Raw genomic sequence first — 19,710 nt, forward strand, 5'->3', positions numbered from 1 at the left:
AAAAATTACAAAACCCCCTCTCCGCCTCCGCACACGGATCTCCAGTTGAAGCACATGAAACAGAGGATAGATATTTACCTCTTCACTCATAGTGTATCTCATGAACTCTGACACATCACCCGAGGAAATCACTGATGTAGTTGATTTGTATGTCGTACGGAGAAAGTTTCAAGCAATACTCAATGGGGAAGAGGATGCCCGCAATCGAACAGTCCAACAGGCAATTTCAGAAATAGGAAGTCCGAGCTCCCGTGAAGCGTTCAATGAATGGTTCGCCTCTCTTGAGTCTGAGGAATCCCAGTTAATTGCAGATGTATTAAAAAAAGGTCAGAAGGAAGAAATCTTAGAGAAGCGTAAATACAAAATCCCGCATTTTGAGTCAACCGATTATAAAGAAGCCCACAAAGTAAGAGACGATATCTCACTGTCCGAAGCGACTTACTATGATTCGTATTTTAAATTCTCTAATGGTAGTATGTCCATATTCTCTGTTATAGAGATGGATCCAATTCTAAAAACGGTCAGTAAAGAGGCCTCTGATAAAGAAGAGGCCCAGTCTATGTTTAGAGAACTGATTCAAGAGCATGATTATCCAAGAGATTATAGAAAGGCAGCTCGCGAGATACCTCTACCACTTGTTGGCGGTTTGGAAAACAATCCACGACCTCGGATAGTTCGGTTCGAGGACCCCCGACATCTGTACGTTGAACTCTGGTCATTTGGGAAAGAAAAGAACGTGTACCACCCCGAACAGGGTGAAACACTTTCGTTCCAATCAAGAGCAAAATCTCAAATAAGGATCCATATTGACCGTGGATTGATTGAGTACACTAGTACGCGAGACACGAAAGCTCATGAAGAAACAGACATGAGTCATATCGAATCAATATTCTCTTTTGATGGGGAGTTGCGGACAGATGGTGGCTCTCAAGGACGATTTGCAACCCTCACAGATGAAGATATCACTTCAGAAGACATCTGGAACGTCATTCAGAATATTGGCGTGTTTAGCACATTAGAATCATTTGAAGCAAAGAACGCTACGATCAGCTACTCGTCAGTCAATAAACGTGATGTGAAGAAAGGACCCAGCCGGGATGACATAAAACGGGACACAAAACTTCGAAGAGCAAATGTGCAGATACTGATCGAAGACCCTGCAGATAAGTGTGAGTTTATTGAACCCGAGTATATATTCGAAGAGCACGATTTCGACGACGATGATAATATTGAACAGGTAATACAAGAACTCACTGACAAGGAGGGTTACAACGAACTAACACCGTTTACCATTTCAATACATGCTAAAAATGACACTATACAAATTGACAAAGAAAGCTGTCAACCCAGTACACGGGCAAAGGTATTTGATCACGTTATGGATCAACTGGAGTGATCGCCATGGACAATAAATGGCTGGAAGATGAGGATTATTACGAGGCATTAAGGCGGATAGTTAGAGAAACAGCGAGAGGCGGTGTTGAGATACAAGATGAACTGCCTACCAACCTGACAGAGATATATGAGGAAGGTGTAGATGAGGAAATAATAAAAAAGGACGAGTTATTTGATTGCCCAAATTGTGAAAGAACGTATTCCTTTGACTACTCTAGGGATGTCTGCGATTGTGGCTATCCTGTAGGTAACAAAGCCGAGTTCACTCCACATACAGTACAATATTACCATGACATCTATCCTTCTTTTATTAAGAATCGCATTGGCGATGAGATAGGCGAGTTTGAGATTGTATATCGGGATGACCGCATCGAGGATATCCCTGCAGCAGATCTCCATCCTACAGATACAAGTAATAAGAATTTCATTCATATTTCACCCTACTTTCACTCTGAAGTTGGCATGGTTCCATTCCCCGGCTACTCAGACATATTCCTGAGCTGGTCAAAGGTTCGGGAACTCATAGTAAAGCCAGGAGAGACTATTGAAATTTTATCTGACTACTTGGAGAGCGAAGAGGGAAATGATGACCAATTGATCGGAGATGGGGGAGTTATCTTTGATTCAGGGGTATCTGCAACCGATTTTCGGAATCTTTCAGATAGACCTTGGTTTACTATGCAACGAGATACAAGTCCAGAGATAGCTAACCGACGGTCTCGTGAAACATTTAAAATGGAGTATTATGATCTATTTGAACATCTTGGGATGGAGTTCCTTCACACGATGTTTCCCCATGCGATCCAGTTGGAAGGGGGGAAACAAGGAAAACCTGAACCAGATGGATATCTGCATGTGAACAAACGGAACAGCAAACAGACATATTTAGTAGAATCAAAGTGCTATTCAAGGGACTTCAAGATATTCTCAGAAATAGACAAGAACAAAAGATACATAGAACGATTTGTATCGGATATCGAGCCTGAAACAGACTACAATTTGGTCGGGTGTATATTCATTGCAACCAGATTCAATCAAGATAGAACAAGGAAAGATATCGGGGAAATGGTATCAAGAAATATAGAAGAGAGAAATTTGGATGTGATCTGTATAAATGATCAAATGATGGGGCAAGCGGTTGAACAACTAAGAGAGTTGTATAGACTAGAACCGTCATCTAATTTTCGAATCTATAAGAACTCTAGCTTCTACCGGGATCTGCTTGATGGCTTGAGTCAATTTTCAAGACAGCATGGAGTAGATAATGAAGCATTCGAGTCGATGATTCTAGATAAGATGACTAAGGCTGGTAAAAAAGAGATCAATAGGGAAAGAACTCTGAGAGAAGGCTTCGACCACTCCGTTGGTTATGAATCGTTCTGTGAAAGGATCGCTGGCTAATTGCTCAATTCCTAAAACTCCGAATTGACTTTCTCAGATAAATTATCGCCATGAAAAGAGGCAATATAAGTTGTCCCATCTCCCCCTCCGGTAGCAGGTCGATAGATCTGGTTTCCCGAATATGCACACGAGCCGCGAAACCTGATGTGCCTATCAAGCGACGATCGCCTCGACGAACCCGCTGGCCATTCAGATTGGGTGTAGGAATACCTCTGACCATGGGCATATGGGCCGCTCGAGTAAGGCGAAAAAAGAGGATTCGGGGGTTGTGTGTACGAGCATGCAAACCAAACTATAGGCATCTCGAATCAGTATCGGAATTCCGGAAACCGCCCTCAGACGCTTATTTGGTAGCCTCTCCCTCCATAGAGCATGGGCAAGACGAATCCTACCTACCGAGACACCCTGAGCAAGTTCGAAAACGACTGGGCGCCGTATCGCAGAGCGCTCCGCCTCGAGTACCAGGGTCACTTCGACCGACTGTTCGACCAGGCGCGGAACTTCGCCGATGCTGGCGGAATCCAGAACCATCGCGATCCGATGATGACTCACCTTGTTTCGATCTTACTCGCACAGGAGTGTCGAATCGCCGAACTTGAAGAACGGCTGGAATCTGACGGCCAGTAGCCTTAATCGCCGGTACTCGAATGGTCTACTCGGCGGGGAGAGGAACGTCGCTGCCAACGGGTTCCGTTCGAACTGAGACATTCGAAAACGCCCCGCTCCCGATCGAAATCGTTCCAACGTCGATAGCCAACGATTGATCTCCGATCGGCCGATCCGATTGACACACCACTATCGGATGAGGAGCTTCGACGTCGGTTCACCACCGACGTCTTCTGAGCGAGAACCACTCAAACAGCAGTGACTCAGCGCCGATTTGTTAAAAAGGCACTATCGAGCCCCTCTGATATAGGACGCTACAGTGCCTAATTCCACTGGTTTGGCATAGTGAAACCTCGATAACAGTGCTTGGCAGATTCGTTTACGAGAGTTTATCAGTAAAGACAAGGCCAGACGGGAGCGTCATGCGACACTCACAAGAAGACCTGTTAATCGTATACGCCCTTGCTTTGCTCGCTGAAGAGCATAAAGGAACTCTGAGGGAAGATGAGGCACTAAGTCTTGCAGCTGAGATAGCATATCAACATGGACTCTCAGTTTCCGAGGCGATCCGCCAACTTGAGTGACTGATTTTGAGGAGCAACTGAAGTGATAAGCAATATCAATGCTATCAAGAGTCCCTATCGATTTATTCCTCTTCGTAAAACGGAGGCATATCTGGGTCTGGGTTAATTGACTTATTTGAGGCATCGTACAGGTGCTCTAATACGCGAATTCCGACCCGGATAATCCGCTGTGCATTTTCTTTGCTTATGTCATGACCAAATGCAGTTTCAGTGGTTATATGATAAACATCCAATATATCTAAGTATAAGCCCTGATCCACGATGTTGTCTTCATGATCACGCAGAAACTCCAATGAATCTTCAAACGAGGAAGGATGATCCGCTCTATCAAAATCACGTTCATCAGCTAGTGTTTTAACAACCCTTGTTAACTCACTACGCAGTCTAGATAAAGCAAATTCCAAATCATTATCCGCTTTTCCATACAAATATTCCCTCATATTCCTACTTCTTCTCCTTATATCAGAGTTTTCTGTCGAAAAGTTTTGTTCATTAACACTCTCTTCTACATTCCTAAGTGTACTCTCTAATTCGGCTTCCAAATCCCCATATGATATTCGTTTCACAAGTGGGAGGTAAGGAATCACAACTAGAATCCCAATTAGAGCAACTAATGGCCAAGATACCCTGATTCGATCAGGCCATACCAATTCCACTAATATTATTACAACAACAAATACATATGTTATTTTTAATGTTGGCCTCTGGAGAGTACTTTCTCTATCTGAATCTCCTATGCTTCTTAATCCCATGTGATATACTGAATTCTGGCTGGAAGCTATTGGTTATTATCCCCTATACATCTAGTCTCTGTAGGGATAAAACACGAAGAAAGAGGATCAAAATATGCTATTGATGCTGATTTTTGACTGTTCGGTTCCGCGATGATTGCCGCCACCATGCCAGCGCAGCAGCGGGAGATTCGACGCTTTGCACATCTTGTCCTTGACAATCGTGCAGCCAGAGCGTCCATGGGGCCGGTAGACGACGAAACAGTACCAACCGTCTGCTCGTCGTAGTTTCTCGTGGTACTCACGGTAGACCTTGAAGTTCCCTGGCTGGCCGTCGCTATGCTCGAGCATCGTGCTCTTAATCTCGACCGGCGTTCCGTTCTGAAACTTGGCGTCGTGCCAGCTGGCCCGCTCGAGTCCGAATCGCCGTTTTTTCGCCATCCGTTTCTCACAGGCCGTTCCGAAATGATTCGCTCGCTTCGAGCGATTCACGCCGATCGACCCCTTTCACGCGCGCCGCGATTATTTCGAAATCGACTACTAAAAAATGTCAGTTTAATCACCAATCGTACGCGCCCCGCGCGCCGATATATATACTCCTCCGCTGCTCTCAGAACCCGCTTGCCCATCGCGTTCGCTTCGCTCCCGACAGGGAGCGAGCGCGGTGGGCTGTGGGCTTCTCTAAAGGGGGGTCGGTTTCGGTTTACAGCTTTACACCCCGTTGCCATCATGCGATCACCTGCTCGACGGTGTTAACCCACTTGCGCTTCTCGCCGCCTTCATCGATGTCCTTCCACCAGTTTGAGACGGTAGCGTGGCTATACGGGACGAATTCGGCGGTTTCGCGTGCGGACATTCCCTGCTCTCGGCACGTTTCCATCGTCCATGCAGCGACTCGCTTTATCTCGTCTTGGCCGATCGCCGGGCCGTCGTCCTCGCTCGAGGGCGCCGACCAAGACCAGTCGGCCTCGTCGTGGGTGTGCGGTTCGTAGTCTGCCGGCGGGATGCCGGTGAACGGCCGCGGATCGACATCGCGAAGCTTTCCGCCGGAGATGCGCTCCGCCTTGATCGCCTTCCCCTTGTCGTTGCGATCGGGCTTCTTGATGATCGTGCCGACACGCCAGAGCATCGGATGGATCGAACTCTCGTCGTGGCCGATATAGATGAGACAGCCGTTGTACTTGCGGATTTTGAACACCAGCGGCCCCATCAGTTTCCGCACCTTCTGGCCGTCTTCGCCGGTCCCCGAGGCGTTCGTCGAGAACTCATCACCGACGAACGCTTTCGGTTGTTGCGCGTTCTCGACCGGATCGCCGTCCTGCTCAACCCACTCCTCGAGGAGCGGGTAGTGGGGAATCCAGCCGTCTTCGATGTCACCGTTGTCGCGCACCCAGTTGTCGTTTCGCGGGAGCGTGCGGATATTCGACCCGACGAGGAGATCGCCGTCGACCCACCGATCGCGTAACTGGAGCAGCAGGCACGCGAGGTTCGTTTTGCCAGCTCCCATTTCACCGAGGATGACGATCACCGGCGCCGGCCCGGCGACGATCTCTTGGAGGCGCGTGATCGCCTTGATGCCGGATAGGTCGGCCTCCTGCGACGGGTCGCCGATGTAGTGCTTCAGCGTCAGCGTGTCGCCGTTCTCGAGGGCGTTGCGGGCCGTCTCGCTCCCCTCGGCACGGAGGATGTCGCGGTTCTTCCCGACGTCCATGTAGGTCGCTGCGGGCTTCGAGTCCCACCGTTCGGGGTCGTGGTGGATCGCCCGCATTGCCAGCTGTCGATCGACCTCCTCGTCTCGAACGAACCCCGAGTGCCGGAGTACCTCGTCGGGGTCGCGAGCAAGCTTCCCGTCCTGATACTCCCGAAAACCGCCGACTGTGTAGTTGTCTTGCTCGTCGCTCATCGGTCAGTCCCTCTATTGATCGCTTCTCGAACGTCCTCGTCAGTTGCCTCGAGCAGCTGGCCGCCGTCGGTTGCTGGCGCCGGCCCGTCGCGTTCCTCCTGGTCGGCCTCGAGGTCGTCGTCGCGATCGCCTCGAGTCCGCACGTAGCTAAACCAGATCGCGGCGAGCGGCGCGCCGATCGTGACGGCGAAGTAGGTGCTCGGGACCGGGTAGAACGCCGGGCTCTCGACCGTCTCGCCGTACCGCTCGGTGACGTCCATCGGGACGGCCAGCGCCTCGGCGGGGAACATCCAGAGGCCTGCCCATAAGCCCACGACGAGACCGCCCGCGAGCGAGCACGCGGCGATCGCCTTCTCTCGGTCAGTGAGTCGGATCATCGAAACAGCCTCCGTACTAACTGGGAGAACTCCCTGTTCTGTCGCTTGATCCCTCCGCACTGCTCACAGTACGCCGACCCGTCCTTTCGCTCACGTTCCGCGCAGAGCGTACATTTAGGATCTCTCATCGCTCGGTCCCTCCGTCAGTTGAAGCGGCCTGCTCGGTCGTCGCGGGCGGGCCGCTAGTCGTCTCGATGTCGTGCTCTCCCGCGTAGTCTTCGACGTACTCGGTGATGTCCTTGATTTCGTCTATATCGCTCTCCTCGGCGTCTGTCTTCGCCGAATCGAAGCGTTCCTTCACCGTCGTTCGCGGGTTCATCAACCCGCGCTCGTCGGCCTCGGCCTCCTCGTTGATGACGTCCTTCTGGATCTGGAGACCCATCTTCGAGATCCTGCCGCGGAGCCGGTTGTACTCGAGGAACGCTTCGACAAGATCGTTGTGGATGTCCTCGAGCATGGCTTTCGTCGTGACGAGTTTCGAGTCGGCCATCTGGCTGAAGTAACAGCCTCGAACGATGAGCGTCCCGTTCTCGCCCTGATCAGGGTGCCAGTCGAACTCGCGCACCTCGAACGCTTCGCCGTCGTTCACCGAGTATGGGCTTGGGCCTTCGACGGTCTTCTCGCTCCAGACGCCCGGCTCGACGTAGTATTTCTCTCGAACGTCGCTTACCCCGTTGATGTGGTGAACGGGCACCATGTGGCGTTGTCGGAGCTTTCGCGCGCCCGTGACGAACAGTCCGAGCAGCGGCGGGCCTAGCAGGAGCAGCGCGGCGAACCAGCCGAAGACGATGGGCGGGATGCCCGGCAGTGACGGCCGAATCCAGATCAGCGCGGCGCCGAGCGCGACCATCACGCCGAGCACGACCAACTGCCACTCCCCGAGGATATACGTCACTCGGTCAGACCAGCTACCGAACGTGCCGCTCGTGTCGCCGCTCATGCCTTGATCACTCCCGTCTCCTCCGAACGGACGACATACCACGCGCCGAGCGCGGCGCATCCGACCGTCATCCCGACGCCAGAGAACAGCCCGCTCTCACCGCCGAAGTGACGAAACGGGTTTTGCTCGCGCTGGCCGATCGAGACGTACGCGCCGCCGCCCTGCTCAAGCGAGGCACGGGTCGCGATCGCGACGCCGGCGCCCATCCGATCGGTGACCGGCATCGTGATGTGGTTCGTTCCCTCGGATAGCTCCGCCTCCTTGTAGTTGAACGTCCCCATCCCTTCCTCGAAGTCGCCGGCCTCGGTCATCGAGACTGTGGTCGGCTCGTCGGCCTCGAAGGTGATCGTGAACATGCCGGGCCGGTACTCCCAGTCCGTGACCCGCGTCGTGTTGTCGATCTCTCGAAGGTAGTCGTCCTCGGGGGTGACCGCTGGCTCACTCTCCTCGAGCTCGTCGTCAGTCGCGTTGGTCACGTTCGTCGCGTTCTCCTGTGTGTCCTGCGCGGTGACCGTCCCGATCGGGCCGCCCATGCCCATCGCCAGCGCCACGACTACTACCGTAGCGAAAACAAAAATCCGGCGCATGGTTAGTTACCCGTTCCGGGGAGCAGGTCGGTCACGGCCCCAACGACACCGAGGATCACGACAGCGATAATCCCCATACCGAGGAGACCGCCACCGCTGCTCCCGCCGAAGGGGTTCGGCCAAGTCCAACTATCGTCTTCTTCCTTTGATTCTTCGTACTTCTCGATCAATGTCTCTTGTCGGGCGACCAAGTCCTGCCACTCCTCTTGGGTGATATAATTCGTGTCGTTCTGTGGCTCAGACTGGCTGAACGACGCATTGTCGTACTCGTTCCCGTCAGAGTCGGTGTACGTCTCGATCGTGAACGGATCCGTCAACTGGACGAGTTCGAACTGCGGTTCGGAGGCGTTGGCCGCCATCTCTACCGATTCGATCGACGTGATCGCATTGTCGAGTTTGTCGGAGAGATCGACCGTCCAGACGGACGAACTTCCCGAGTCGTCGACCGTAAACTCCGAACCGGCCACCGTGACCTGCTCGCCCGCAGTCGTCGTGATCGTGAAGTTGGTTTCTGCATGCGGCTCAGACGTGAACGTTACGACGCCGCCGTCAACACCTTCCTCGTAGGCGAGCCACTCGCCGGACCCCTGCGTGATATCGTAGTTGAAGTAGATGTCGGAGTCCATTGTTGACGGGTCGTAGGACTGGCCAGCAGGTAGGCCGCCATCGGGCGGCGAGGTCGGCGCGAGCACGCCTTTCAGCGTGATCGTCCCGTTGTCCTGCTCAAGCGTGATCGTCGCCTCGCGCTCGAGGTCGACGGGGATGTTGAGCGCCATCAGGTCCGCAAGTGCCTGATTAACGTTCTCCTCGTCGGCCGTCATCTCCGCGAGTTCTCGTGGCGTGAGCAGTTCACTGGTTTCGATCTCGCCCGACTGTACCTCGTTGTACACCTTGTCCGTCCACGTCACGAGGCCGTCCGAGACGTTCATCCAGATCGTTTCCATGTCGGTGAAGATACCCTGCCAACGGCCCTTACCGAGCAGCGTGAAGTAGTCGCCACTCCCATCGGGGTTATACACTCTCACATGGTTCGGGTTATCGCCATTTTCGTACGTCTCCGTGGGATCGTACCTCGAGATTTCGCGGTACGAACTCCCGTTCGCGTTCATGTCGTCCAGTCGGATCGACTTGATGTCGAATGACTCGCCGTTCGGTAGTTCGTACGGTTCCGTGATCAGTTGGAACCACGTTTCAGGTGGGTCGCTGTTGTCTGCGTAGTTGGCGGACAGGTGACCGAACACGTCGTCCATCGCCAGATCAGCGTGTTCAGCGACGGAGAGAACACGCGAATTGACTTCCCTCGCAGCCTCATTCCACGACTTCAGGAAGTTCTTCATGATCGTGGAGACGTACTCAGCGCCCGCGTCAGTAGCTGCGTTCTGGACTTCAGAGGAAGTCAGTTGGTCATTTAGTGCCTCGATCCCGGCGATCTTCCCGTCACCGTAGGCCGCATGGTCCATCTGGTCCATGAGGTTCCGGTTATCGACGAAGGTCGAGGCGTTGTACGACTCACGGGACTGCATCGTGTTGTAGACCTCATCGTGAAGCGCAGACGCCGTATAGCCTTCCGGCGCGCTCGACGCTTCATCTGCGGTAATCTCGTCTACGACCCACTTTGTGGCCCTGTACGTGACGTAGGCCGCTCCGACTGCAACCGCCGGGTGAATCGCCTGTGCGCGGCCGACCGGAGAGAACCGAGGCGCGACCTTCGACCCACCGGCGCCGAGCGTGACGAGCGTTCCGGCTGTGACGCCGAGCCGCTCGAGGAAGCCACGCCGACTCGTCGCAGATCCGTCAGTCGTGGGCTGTGGGCCGCCGTCGTCCACTGCCGACATCACGATCCCCTCCGAGCCACCACCGCGACAACCGCGATCAACGCGATCGCGACGACCGCGATACCCGCACCGAAGCCGGGCGAGCCGTCTGACCCGCCGGGGATGAGGCCGTACCACCCGCTTCCGTCGTCAACCGAGATGTCTTCGGCCTCCGTGTCGTCGGCTTCGATGACCAGCCGGTAGTCCGTCCCGTCCTCGAGGCCGTCCGCGTCGGTGTACTCGGTGGATGTCGTGTTTCCTTCCTCCGCCGCGATCGAGTCCTCGAGTACGACCGTCGCGTTGGCCGGGTCGTCGTTCCACTCGCTCGCGTTGTAGAAGGTCACGGACGCGCTCGCGTTCTCGACGTCCGAGATCGAGTCGTTCCAGGTGACGTCGACAGTCACGTTCGAGTCGTTCTCGAAGGTGACCGTATCGTTGTACTGTTCGGTCGTTGCAGCCGTCCCGATCGCAGCGAAGCCGACGAGCAGGGTCGTGAGCAGTGCCAGTCCGAGTACCGCCTTGGTGAAATCAGAAATTGTCATTGTTGAGTCCTCCCCGGGTTACTTGTAGGCGATGACGTAGAACGCGGCGGCATTCAGGATAACCGTGAACCAGCCGACGTACCACATGCTCTCCAGGGCGACCGCGACGGCCGGCACGAGGCTACTGAGCACGTTCAGGATGACCGCAAGCAAGACGACGACCGTCTCGACGTCGGTCCAGTCCTCTGGCGTGCTCTCGTTGGTGAGCCAGGCGACGACGAGAATCCCCATCGAGAGGATGAACGCGTACGTCACCTCGGTCCCGTGGGCCGCGTAGATCGCATCGGCCAGCGAGAAGTTTAGCGGCGCCGAGAACTGCAGCGTCCCGACGGCGCCGACCGAGATCGATGCTAGGACAAACAACGGCGCGAGGATGCTATCTGTGAGATCGATTCCATCTTCCCGACGTACCGTGTCGGGAACCATGTTCTGCGGTAGGCTAAGTGCCATACGCAGGTCCGGTTACTCCGCCCCCACGAAAGCGTCCGGAATACCGCCGGAACACCTCCGGAGTCCAGAGGTTCACCAAGTTTTATGAGAAGGGGGGTTGCCCGCCGGATATGGCGCTGAACAAACTCCGCCAGTTAGACCGCGACTCGGTCGGGATCACGCTCCCGAAAGACGACATGCGCGTTGAGGGACTCCTCGACGAGAACGGCCAGCTGCGAGGTGACCACCACGTCCACATCCGTCACATTGACGACGGCGAATGGACCGTCGAGTTAGTCGAGGGACTCGAGCCGTGAGCCAGATACGTGGAACCGGGTCTTCGAACCCGATCCCGTGGGGTTCCGTCAGGATGTATCGGCAGACATCGATCTATGCACCCTACCGTGGGCGATGGGCTCGAGAGGTGCATCAAATCGAACCCGATCCAGCCGGCCCCCGTGCCGATCGGCGCGACGGTACCGTCGTATACTTAAAGAACAGACCGGTCGCTCACCCGCGAGCGACGCGAACCGATCCCCCGTGCATACACCCGTTTAAACCATGACCCGACGAACCAGCCTGAAACTCACCGACGAACGTGAACGCCAACTCGAGCGCGCCAGCGAACTGATCGCCGCCGACCAGCACGATGACCCGCCGATGTCCGTCGTGATCGACGCGGCGCTTCAGCACCTGCTCGAGTCGAAGGAGAATATCGACGACGCCCGCGGCGAGTTCGATCCCGAGACGATCCAGGCGATCGCGAACACGTCGGTGATTGGTCTTCGGTATAGGACCAGTATCGAAAGTCGATGGCGGTAACTCCGCTACTATCGATTCTCGGGATTCAATCTTCTCGGTTTGGATTTTTCTCCCGATACGCCTCCCCTAACGGAGTAGCGCCATCTCCACTTCCAAGATGCATGCCCTCTTCAAATGCATCATCAACGCTATTCCACTCCTCGAGAGGCCACGGGTCCACCTCACCAAGCCCTCCCTCGCCGATTATCTGAGCTCGATGATTCGCCCATCCGGAATCAGTCGCCATACTGATCCCGCTCAGGTATCCTTGATAATACTGCGAAAGCATTTCAGCGGCCAACTCCCGCTGTGCATCAGTCCAATTGTTCTCCCCTGAGCCGAGAATGGTCAACTCTACGTTGTCACTTTCACCTGTAGAAACATCTTGTACTTCAACTGGAATTTCCTCTGTATTCGAAGCCTCTTCTGTTTCATACTGAAGAGTAACCATATCCCTTCCATCCCCCGGACCTGGTTTTTCCCACTGTGCAGTATCCACTACTTCTTGGTCTCGGCCAATAATTAACTCAACTTCACCGGAGGCACGCAATGATGTGTCACGTACTCGTACAGTGAATTCTGCTGCTTCCCCGGCGTTCACAACTGTATCAGCCGATTCTATTGTTACAGCTGTACCTCTAAAGTCGTCATCGTTCGTTTCCGTCTCATTGTTATCGCCTTGATCGCTCTCACCGGGTTGGGAGTTTTCTTGGTCTCTATCGGCAATTGTAGTATCGTCAGTGTCATTTGGTCCACCGTTATCTGTTTGGTTCCCATCATCTATGGTGGTCTCATTCTCCTCCTGCTGGTTAGTCTCAGGGACATCCTGAATATCTGCACAACCAGCCAAGATCGCTTTTGCCGATGCTATCGTTCCGGCGGCCGCTTCCATCAAATAGCCCCTTCTACGCATGCTACAGCTATTGCTAAGAAGCTGCAAAAAAATAGTTTAAAATAATATGTAAATAAAGTAAGGTGGTAACGACTATCTATACTAAATGAAGTGTCCGGGAGTGACACTTATGAATTATCTTCAAGATCTTTAGCATCGAGTTCGCCCCCGAGGTACGCGAGGCCGCGGTCAGTGATCCGATAGAGTCCGTCGTCGACGCGATCGACGAGCCCGGCATCGCGAAGTTTCCCGAGTCGCGTACTCAGGTAGTGCCGCGAGTAGTCTGTGTTCGCCGAGAGGATCCGCGGGGAGAGGATTAGGTCGCTGTCCGCGAGGGTTTCGAGAACCCGATCGTCGGCTTGCGTCATCCACGACACCCGCGGTCTTCGCATACTCCTACGTGCTGTACCTGCGGTTTAGCGATACTGGTTGGATCTCGTGAAAGTACCATACGTTATTCTGCAGATTAACGAACGGTCGGTTAAATATAAGTGAGTGGGGTGTTTCGGTCGCGGGTAACGGAAGCCAGACGGACCCGCCGGTACCCGGTCGGGTCCTCGTCAGAAACGCGGACCCGGTGTTTGGGGCACCGGCCCGCCTGGTTTCCGTAGCTAAGGTACGGAAACATGTATTCACGCAACCAGACGGGGCAAAAACCCCTCGGTCAATCGCAGCAGTCGAGCATGGGCGATGGGCCGCGACTCGAAGGACTCGTTTTCGGAACCGATCAATTCGGCAGACTACGTCCACAAGCCGACGTAATTCATCGACTCGTTGCGTTTCGGAATCTCGGAAACGACGCTCCGATAACTAAGAGGGAGAGGTACAGTCGTCATAACCGACCGACGGACGGCGACCGCATGCGCCCCCTGGTCCAACACGAGGCGCGCGCGGTCAGTCCGCGGTCCCACAACCGTGAGACCATGAGCGAGATAGCACGCAGCGGCCGTAAGGGTACCGGATACTGTAATCACAGCGATAGGCCCGAGGTGATCCGATGAGCCTTGAGCCCGCCCGCGTCGGCGAGTGCGATACGCCGTTGTGCGACGGCGCCGCGGAGACGATCACCCCGGTGGGGTACGTCTGCGAGGGGTGCGCCGCGGAGATCGCCGCCGAGTACGAGCAGGCCCGCGAGCGCGACGAGGTGAGCCGATGAGTTCGCTCGGCCGCGCCGAGAACTGGCAGGGGCGAGACGAGGAATGATCACGCCGGAGGAGATGTCGCCTAGAGAGGCGTGGCAGCGGTATCTGGACGGTCGGCGCACGGAGATCACCGACGAGTCCGCGGCGACGTACCACTACCGGCTGAAGCTGTTCGTCGAGTGGTGCGAGCGGAACGAGATCGAAACCGTTTCGGAGCTCACCGGATGGGTTCTCGATCAGTACGAGAGCGCCCGTTCTGGGGAAGGCGTCGCTGCGACGACGCTGCACAACGAGATGGAGACGCTCCAGTCGTTCGTCGAGTACCTCGAGCGGATCGAAGCCGTCGACGATGGGCTCGCCGATCGAGTGAACATCCCGGACGTCCCGGACGACGAGAAGTCCCGCGAGACCAAGCTGGCCGCCGACCGCGCGCTCCCGCTGATCCGACACTACCGCTCGAACGAGCGGGCGGGCTCGCGAAACCACGCGCTGCTCGAAGTCGCGTGGCACACGGGCGCCCGGTTGGGCGGGATGCGAGCGCTGGATCTTCGGGACTTCGACGCCAGCGAGCAGACGCTCGAGTTCGTCCATCGGCCCGAGACGGACACGCCGTTGAAGAACAAACGCCACGGCGAGCGGATCGTCGCGCTGCGGGACGGCGTCGCGAAGACGCTACGGCAGTACATCCAGTCCGACCGGTGGGATAAGCACGACGAGCACGGCCGCCAGCCGCTGTTCGCGTCGCTCCAGGGCCGTCCGTCGACGAACACGATGCGCGCATGGATGTACGCGGCGACCTTTCCGTGCGTCCGCGGTTCCTGTCCTCACGGGCACGATCCCGAGACCTGCGAGTTCCGAAGCCACACGCACGCGAGCAAGTGTCCGTCGGCGCGATCTCCCCACCACGTCCGAACTGGATCGATAACGTGGCACCAGGACCGCGGCGTTCCTCGAGAGGTGACGGCGGAGCGGGTGAACGCCTCTCAGGACGTCATCGATCGGTACTACGACAAGGCGACCAAGCGCGAGCGGATGGAGCTTCGGCGCCGTCCGCACCTCGAGAAACTCGAAATCGAATGAGAGACATGTACGCAAAATTCAGCAGTTCGACCGACGCACCGTACGGCGAAAATCGCCCTAGTTCCTATCCGGGCGATCCCATACTTCCTGCTGCGAGCAAACTCGCGAGCAGCAGGAATCTGAAAGCGCCCGGATTTGAACCTCGGAAGTCGCAGCGCTCGAGTGCAGCGAGAGCGACCGTCTTCCGGTGGTTCAAATCCCAGGTGATCCACTCGTTCTGTCGCAAACGAACCCGGAAGCGGCAACGCTACTCTGACCGCCGGTTCGAACCGCGGACGCCAGCGCTCGTGAAGACCGGCTGCCGTCGGCTACCGGTCGTCGAGATACTCGCTGGTGAATCCGGCGATCGCTTCTAACGACGTGAGGACTGCGAAGAAGACGAGGACACCGATCGGAATCGATCCCGTCGCGAGATACGCAACGAGTGCCCACAGGATGGAGGAGACGGCCGCGGCACCGCCCGGCGACCCCGGTGGCGCCAACCGCGTCGGTTCGGGCCGCTGATCGCCGTTCATGCCTGTGAGTACGGTCTCGGGACACAATTACCTGTGCCCGGTCTTCGTCGCGCACCGTTCCGGATCGGAGACGCCGATAGAGTGACCACGGCAGATTGTCCCCTCGAGCTATGGCGACTCGTCGAAACGGCCACAACCGGGGCTGAAATCGTTCTCTTCGCAGTTCCAGTCGTCGGGGACGGACTCCGCGGCGAGCGTGTCGTAGTCGATATCCTGGACGCTGACGTCCGTGAGGACCGCGTCTCGTTCGCGCGCCCAGTCGAACTGCGGGAGTGAAAGCGTGTAGGGGAACTCGACCTGTGACTGATGGAACTCGTAGCGGTCGGTCTCGCGGAAGTACAGCCCGGCAGTCACCAGTTCGGCGTCCGGATTACGCGTCCAGACAGCGGCCGTCTGGCAGTCGTGGATGCGAATGGAGACCCGGTTCGAATCTTCGTCGTCCCCATCGTCGGTTTCCCGGGAATTCCCTCCTCCGATACTCGCTCCGGTCGTAGTGATACCGGCCCCGATCGCCGTGAGGACCCGCCGCCGCGTCGATCTACTGACTCCGGGCATATTGATCGATACACGTTAGCTCAACACATACCTGCTTCGTGGGGAACCAGTGACTGACTCTCTGCGATGGATTCATGATGCGTTTCGCCGTCGCTGCTCGAGACCTGCAGGAGCGCCCGATCGAGGCTCACAGGCGTATCAGTGGACGAATCCGGGACTGCTCGGCATCTCCGTCTCCAGCAGTTGGGACGCCTCTCGTCGGTTCGAGAGTCGGTTACTTTCCAGCCAACCAACCACTCATCTGCCGCGACTGTCCATGCAAGCCGAACGACTTCCCCCGGTCGCCTCATCACACGAAACTCATGGCGACGTCTCGAGATGGGGTCCGAGGACAGTTCAAACGCTGGCTCATCAACGGGATCGCGCTGGCGATTCCGCTGGTGATAACGATACTGATACTGATCGTCGTCGTCGATTTCATCTTGGACGTTGTCTCGCCGATCGTCCGGGGGATAATGTTCGTCTGGCCCAACGAGCCGCCGGAAGCGGTCGTTCAGGTGGTGATGTTTCTCTCGCTGCTCGTCTTCTTCCTGCTAGTCGGCATCGTCGCCGAGTACACGCCGGGCAAGGTCATCTCGAGGCGCGTTCACGCGATCATGGAGACCATTCCCGGCGTGAGCACGATCTACGAGAGCGTCCGCCGGGCCAGCAAGCTGCTGGTCGACGACGATACGGACCAGTTCCAGGACGTCAAACTCGTCGAGTTCCCCCACCGGGACGCCTACATGCTGGGCTTTCTGACCGCCCAGACGCCCCCCGTGATCGAGAAGCGGATCGGCAACGGTCCGATGGTGACGATCATGGTCCCGCTGGGGCCGAATCCGACGACCAACGGGTTCATCATGCACATGCCCGCGGAGCGCGTCCACGACGTCGACATCACCGTCGAGGAGGCCTTCCGCGCGATCGCGACGATGGGTGTCGCCTCCGACGATCTCGGGAACGATACCTAACTGGCAGCGACTGTGTCTATCCCGTTATATTCTCTAGCAGAACCAAAACAGATTGGCAATACATACATACTCGAGGAGGACGTGGAATCGAACGTGGCCACGTGGCCTGGCTGGGAATCAGGACACGGCGTGTGCGTTCCCGGCGCTGCCGGGGACGATCGTGAACGGACGGTTCGCGATGATCCCGAATCGATCCGTTGCTTCTGGCGGCTGTGACACTGGAACCGAGACTCGAGCGGCGGTACCGTCCCGATTGGCGGTCACTGCCAGCCGCGGCTCCCGGGTTCGACCACCCGTTCAGTTCCGCCGTGCTTTGCCACCATTTATACCGGATGGCGCCCCTAAGAGAGTGCAATGGCGCAAGCGGGCAATTCTGAACTCGTCGACTCGTTCGAGCAGTTCTTCCGGAACTACTACGACAACGAGATCAAGCAGCTTGCGCAGCGATATCCCAACGAGCAGCGCTCGCTTCACATCGACTGGCAGGATCTCTATCGGTTCGACCCCGACCTCGCGGACGACTTCCTGAACCAACCCGAGCAACTCCAGCGCTACGCCGAGGAGGCGCTGCGACTGTACGACCTCCCTATCGACGTTAGCCTCGGGCAGGCCCACGTTCGGATTCGAAACCTCCCAGAGACGGAGTCCCCCGAGATTCGGGAGATCCGCGCCCGAGACATGAACTCCCTCGTGCAGGCTCGGGGCATCGTCCGGAAAGCCACCGACGTCCGCCCGAAGATCGAGGAGGCCGCCTTCGAGTGCCAGCTCTGTGGCACTCTCACCCGCGTCCCCCAGTCCAGCGGGGACTTCCAGGAGCCCCACGAGTGTCAGGGCTGCGAGCGACAGGGCCCCTTCCGCGTGAACTTCGACCAGTCCGAGTTCGTCGACTCCCAGAAGCTCCGCATCCAGGAGAGTCCCGAGGGCCTGCGCGGCGGCGAGACGCCCCAGTCGCTGGACATCCACGTCGAGGACGACATCACCGGCGAGGTTACCCCCGGCGACCACGTCTCGGCGACCGGCGTCCTCCGCCTCGAGCAACAGGGCGACCAACAGGAGAAGTCGCCCGTCTTCGACTTCTACATGGAGGGGGTGTCCGTCGAGATCGACGAAGAGCAGTTCGAGGACATGGACATCACGGACGAGGACAAGGAGGAGATCGTCCGACTCTCGAGTTCGCAGGACATCTACGAGCAAATGGTCGCCTCCATCGCCCCCTCCATCTACGGCTACGATCAGGAGAAACTCGCGATGATCCTCCAGTTGTTCTCGGGCGTCACGAAGCAGTTACCCGACGGCTCGCGGATTCGCGGGGACCTGCATATGCTCCTGATCGGGGACCCTGGTACTGGCAAGTCCCAGATGCTGAGTTATATCCAAAATATTGCACCACGGGCCGTCTACACCTCCGGGAAAGGGTCGTCATCGGCGGGTCTCACTGCCGCCGCCGTCCGCGACGACTTCGGCGACGGACAGCAGTGGACCCTCGAGGCCGGCGCGCTCGTCCTCGCCGACCAGGGGATTGCAGCCATTGACGAACTGGATAAAATGCGGTCGGAAGACCGCTCGGCCATGCACGAAGCGCTGGAACAACAAAAAATATCGGTGAGCAAGGCTGGTATTAATGCAACTCTTAAATCTCGTTGCTCCCTGCTCGGGGCGGCGAACCCCAAGTACGGTCGCTTCGACCAGTACGAACCGATCGGCGAGCAGATCGACCTCGAGCCCGCGCTCATCTCGCGATTCGATCTGATCTTCACGGTCACCGACCAGCCCGACGAGGAGAAAGACCGCAACCTCGCGGAGCACATCATCACCACGAACTACGCCGGCGAGTTGACGACCCAGCGCGAGCAGATGACCTCGCCCGGCGTCTCGAGCGAGGAGATCGACGAGATGACCGAGCAGGTCGACCCGGAGATCGACGCCGAACTGCTGCGCAAGTACATCGCGTACGCCAAACAGAACTGCCACCCCCGGATGACCGAGGCGGCCCGCGAGGCGATCCGGGACTTCTACGTCGACCTGCGCGCGAAGGGGACCGACGAGGACGCTCCCGTGCCCGTGACGGCCCGAAAGCTCGAGGCACTGGTTCGACTTTCGGAGGCCAGTGCCCGCGTGCGGCTGTCGGATACGGTCGAGGAAGCGGACGCGAATCGAGTCATCGAAATCGTCCGGTCGTGTCTGCAGGACATCGGGGTCGATCCGGAGACGGGTGAGTTCGACGCGGACATCGTCGAAGCCGGTACGTCCAAATCCCAGCGCGACCGGATCAAGAACCTGAAACAGCTGATCAGCGACATCGAGGAGGAGTACGACGACGGGGCGCCGGTCGACATCGTCATGGAACGGGCCGACGAGATCGGTATGGATCAGTCCAAAGCCGAACACGAGATCGAGAAGCTCAAGCAGAAGGGCGAGGTCTACGAACCGAGTACGGATACGCTCCGGACGACCTGAGCAGTC

22 protein-coding genes are annotated in these 19,710 nt (G+C 56.8%); 9 read left to right on the top strand and 13 right to left on the bottom strand.

The window, feature by feature from the left end:
* Nucleotides 1–100: 100 nt before the first annotated feature.
* The 3 genes from J0X25_RS26860 (at nucleotide 101) to J0X25_RS26870 (ending at nucleotide 3,423) form a co-directional block, all read left to right on the top strand.
* The gene (locus J0X25_RS26860) at nucleotides 101–1,396 is read left to right on the top strand and encodes a hypothetical protein (RefSeq protein ID WP_207290603.1); all 1,296 of its coding nucleotides are present in this window, start codon (nucleotides 101–103) and stop codon (nucleotides 1,394–1,396) included.
* Between the two features lie 5 nt (nucleotides 1,397–1,401).
* Nucleotides 1,402–2,796 carry a hypothetical protein gene (locus tag J0X25_RS26865; RefSeq protein ID WP_207290604.1) on the top strand — a complete coding sequence of 465 codons (1,395 nt, stop codon included), beginning with the start codon at nucleotides 1,402–1,404 and terminating at the stop codon, nucleotides 2,794–2,796.
* A gap of 372 nt (nucleotides 2,797–3,168) precedes the next feature.
* Complete coding sequence (locus J0X25_RS26870) at nucleotides 3,169–3,423, top strand: DUF8156 family protein (protein ID WP_207290605.1); 255 nt, start codon at nucleotides 3,169–3,171, stop codon at nucleotides 3,421–3,423.
* A gap of 625 nt (nucleotides 3,424–4,048) precedes the next feature.
* Here J0X25_RS26870 and J0X25_RS26875 read toward each other — a convergent pair.
* From J0X25_RS26875 to J0X25_RS26915, 9 genes are all read right to left on the bottom strand, one after another.
* On the bottom strand, nucleotides 4,049–4,738 hold the full coding sequence (locus J0X25_RS26875; protein WP_207290606.1) for a hypothetical protein: 690 nt from the start codon (nucleotides 4,736–4,738) through the stop codon (nucleotides 4,049–4,051).
* An 87-nt stretch (nucleotides 4,739–4,825) separates the two neighbouring features.
* On the bottom strand, nucleotides 4,826–5,209 hold the full coding sequence (locus tag J0X25_RS26880) for a PD-(D/E)XK family putative nuclease (protein WP_207290607.1): 384 nt from the start codon (nucleotides 5,207–5,209) through the stop codon (nucleotides 4,826–4,828).
* 235 nt (nucleotides 5,210–5,444) lie between these two features.
* Nucleotides 5,445–6,620 carry a hypothetical protein gene (locus J0X25_RS26885; protein ID WP_207290608.1) on the bottom strand — a complete coding sequence of 392 codons (1,176 nt, stop codon included), beginning with the start codon at nucleotides 6,618–6,620 and terminating at the stop codon, nucleotides 5,445–5,447.
* Nucleotides 6,617–6,997: a hypothetical protein gene (locus J0X25_RS26890; RefSeq protein WP_207290609.1), complete on the bottom strand. Its 381-nt coding sequence runs from the start codon at nucleotides 6,995–6,997 to the stop codon at nucleotides 6,617–6,619. Before J0X25_RS26890 ends, J0X25_RS26885 begins: the two co-directional genes overlap by 4 nt.
* A 124-nt stretch (nucleotides 6,998–7,121) precedes the next feature.
* The gene (locus J0X25_RS26895) at nucleotides 7,122–7,937 is read right to left on the bottom strand and encodes a hypothetical protein (protein WP_207290610.1); all 816 of its coding nucleotides are present in this window, start codon (nucleotides 7,935–7,937) and stop codon (nucleotides 7,122–7,124) included.
* Complete coding sequence (locus J0X25_RS26900; RefSeq protein WP_207290611.1) at nucleotides 7,934–8,524, bottom strand: DUF8063 family protein; 591 nt, start codon at nucleotides 8,522–8,524, stop codon at nucleotides 7,934–7,936. The genes J0X25_RS26895 and J0X25_RS26900 overlap by 4 nt, the downstream gene beginning before the upstream one ends.
* 2 nt (nucleotides 8,525–8,526) lie before the next feature.
* Nucleotides 8,527–10,359, bottom strand: coding sequence for an Env/VP5 family phage fusion protein (locus J0X25_RS26905; RefSeq protein ID WP_226777000.1), 1,833 nt, complete (start codon nucleotides 10,357–10,359; stop codon nucleotides 8,527–8,529).
* Nucleotides 10,359–10,880, bottom strand: a complete 522-nt coding sequence (locus J0X25_RS26910) for a PGF-CTERM sorting domain-containing protein (RefSeq protein ID WP_207290613.1) — start codon at nucleotides 10,878–10,880, stop codon at nucleotides 10,359–10,361. The genes J0X25_RS26905 and J0X25_RS26910 overlap by 1 nt, the downstream gene beginning before the upstream one ends.
* A gap of 18 nt (nucleotides 10,881–10,898) precedes the next feature.
* A complete protein-coding gene (locus J0X25_RS26915) occupies nucleotides 10,899–11,330 on the bottom strand; it encodes a DUF8023 family protein (protein ID WP_207290614.1) in 432 nt (143 codons plus the stop codon).
* A 110-nt stretch (nucleotides 11,331–11,440) separates the two neighbouring features.
* Here J0X25_RS26915 and J0X25_RS26920 point away from each other — a divergent pair, with 110 nt between their 5' ends.
* The gene (locus J0X25_RS26920; RefSeq protein ID WP_207290615.1) at nucleotides 11,441–11,626 is read left to right on the top strand and encodes a DUF8053 family protein; all 186 of its coding nucleotides are present in this window, start codon (nucleotides 11,441–11,443) and stop codon (nucleotides 11,624–11,626) included.
* Between the two features lie 244 nt (nucleotides 11,627–11,870).
* Entirely contained in the window at nucleotides 11,871–12,131 is a 261-nt protein-coding gene (locus tag J0X25_RS26925) for a DUF7386 family protein (RefSeq protein WP_207290616.1), read from the top strand.
* A gap of 25 nt (nucleotides 12,132–12,156) precedes the next feature.
* Here J0X25_RS26925 and J0X25_RS26930 read toward each other — a convergent pair whose 3' ends face one another.
* Nucleotides 12,157–13,023, bottom strand: a complete 867-nt coding sequence (locus tag J0X25_RS26930; RefSeq protein WP_207290617.1) for a hypothetical protein — start codon at nucleotides 13,021–13,023, stop codon at nucleotides 12,157–12,159.
* A 107-nt stretch (nucleotides 13,024–13,130) separates the two neighbouring features.
* A complete protein-coding gene (locus J0X25_RS26935) occupies nucleotides 13,131–13,370 on the bottom strand; it encodes a MarR family transcriptional regulator (protein WP_207290618.1) in 240 nt (79 codons plus the stop codon).
* A gap of 629 nt (nucleotides 13,371–13,999) precedes the next feature.
* Here J0X25_RS26935 and J0X25_RS26940 point away from each other — a divergent pair.
* Both J0X25_RS26940 and J0X25_RS26945 read left to right on the top strand, forming a co-directional pair.
* Entirely contained in the window at nucleotides 14,000–14,158 is a 159-nt protein-coding gene (locus J0X25_RS26940; protein ID WP_207290619.1) for a hypothetical protein, read from the top strand.
* Nucleotides 14,159–14,201: 43 nt separating this feature from the next.
* Nucleotides 14,202–15,224, top strand: a complete 1,023-nt coding sequence (locus J0X25_RS26945; RefSeq protein ID WP_225896749.1) for a tyrosine-type recombinase/integrase — start codon at nucleotides 14,202–14,204, stop codon at nucleotides 15,222–15,224.
* 308 nt (nucleotides 15,225–15,532) lie between these two features.
* Here J0X25_RS26945 and J0X25_RS26950 read toward each other — a convergent pair whose 3' ends face one another.
* Nucleotides 15,533–15,739 carry a hypothetical protein gene (locus J0X25_RS26950; RefSeq protein WP_207290620.1) on the bottom strand — a complete coding sequence of 69 codons (207 nt, stop codon included), beginning with the start codon at nucleotides 15,737–15,739 and terminating at the stop codon, nucleotides 15,533–15,535.
* Nucleotides 15,740–15,847: 108 nt separating this feature from the next.
* On the bottom strand, nucleotides 15,848–16,294 hold the full coding sequence (locus J0X25_RS26955) for a hypothetical protein (protein ID WP_207290621.1): 447 nt from the start codon (nucleotides 16,292–16,294) through the stop codon (nucleotides 15,848–15,850).
* Between the two features lie 302 nt (nucleotides 16,295–16,596).
* On the opposite strand from J0X25_RS26955, the gene J0X25_RS26960 reads away from it, so the two are divergent.
* Together J0X25_RS26960 and J0X25_RS26965 are read left to right on the top strand one after the other, a co-directional pair.
* Nucleotides 16,597–17,247 carry a DUF502 domain-containing protein gene (locus J0X25_RS26960; RefSeq protein ID WP_207290622.1) on the top strand — a complete coding sequence of 217 codons (651 nt, stop codon included), beginning with the start codon at nucleotides 16,597–16,599 and terminating at the stop codon, nucleotides 17,245–17,247.
* A gap of 354 nt (nucleotides 17,248–17,601) precedes the next feature.
* A complete protein-coding gene (locus J0X25_RS26965; RefSeq protein ID WP_207290623.1) occupies nucleotides 17,602–19,704 on the top strand; it encodes a minichromosome maintenance protein MCM in 2,103 nt (700 codons plus the stop codon).
* Nucleotides 19,705–19,710 lie beyond the last annotated feature (6 nt).

The organism is Haloterrigena alkaliphila (assembly GCF_017352155.2).
Lineage (GTDB): Archaea > Halobacteriota > Halobacteria > Halobacteriales > Natrialbaceae > Haloterrigena > Haloterrigena alkaliphila.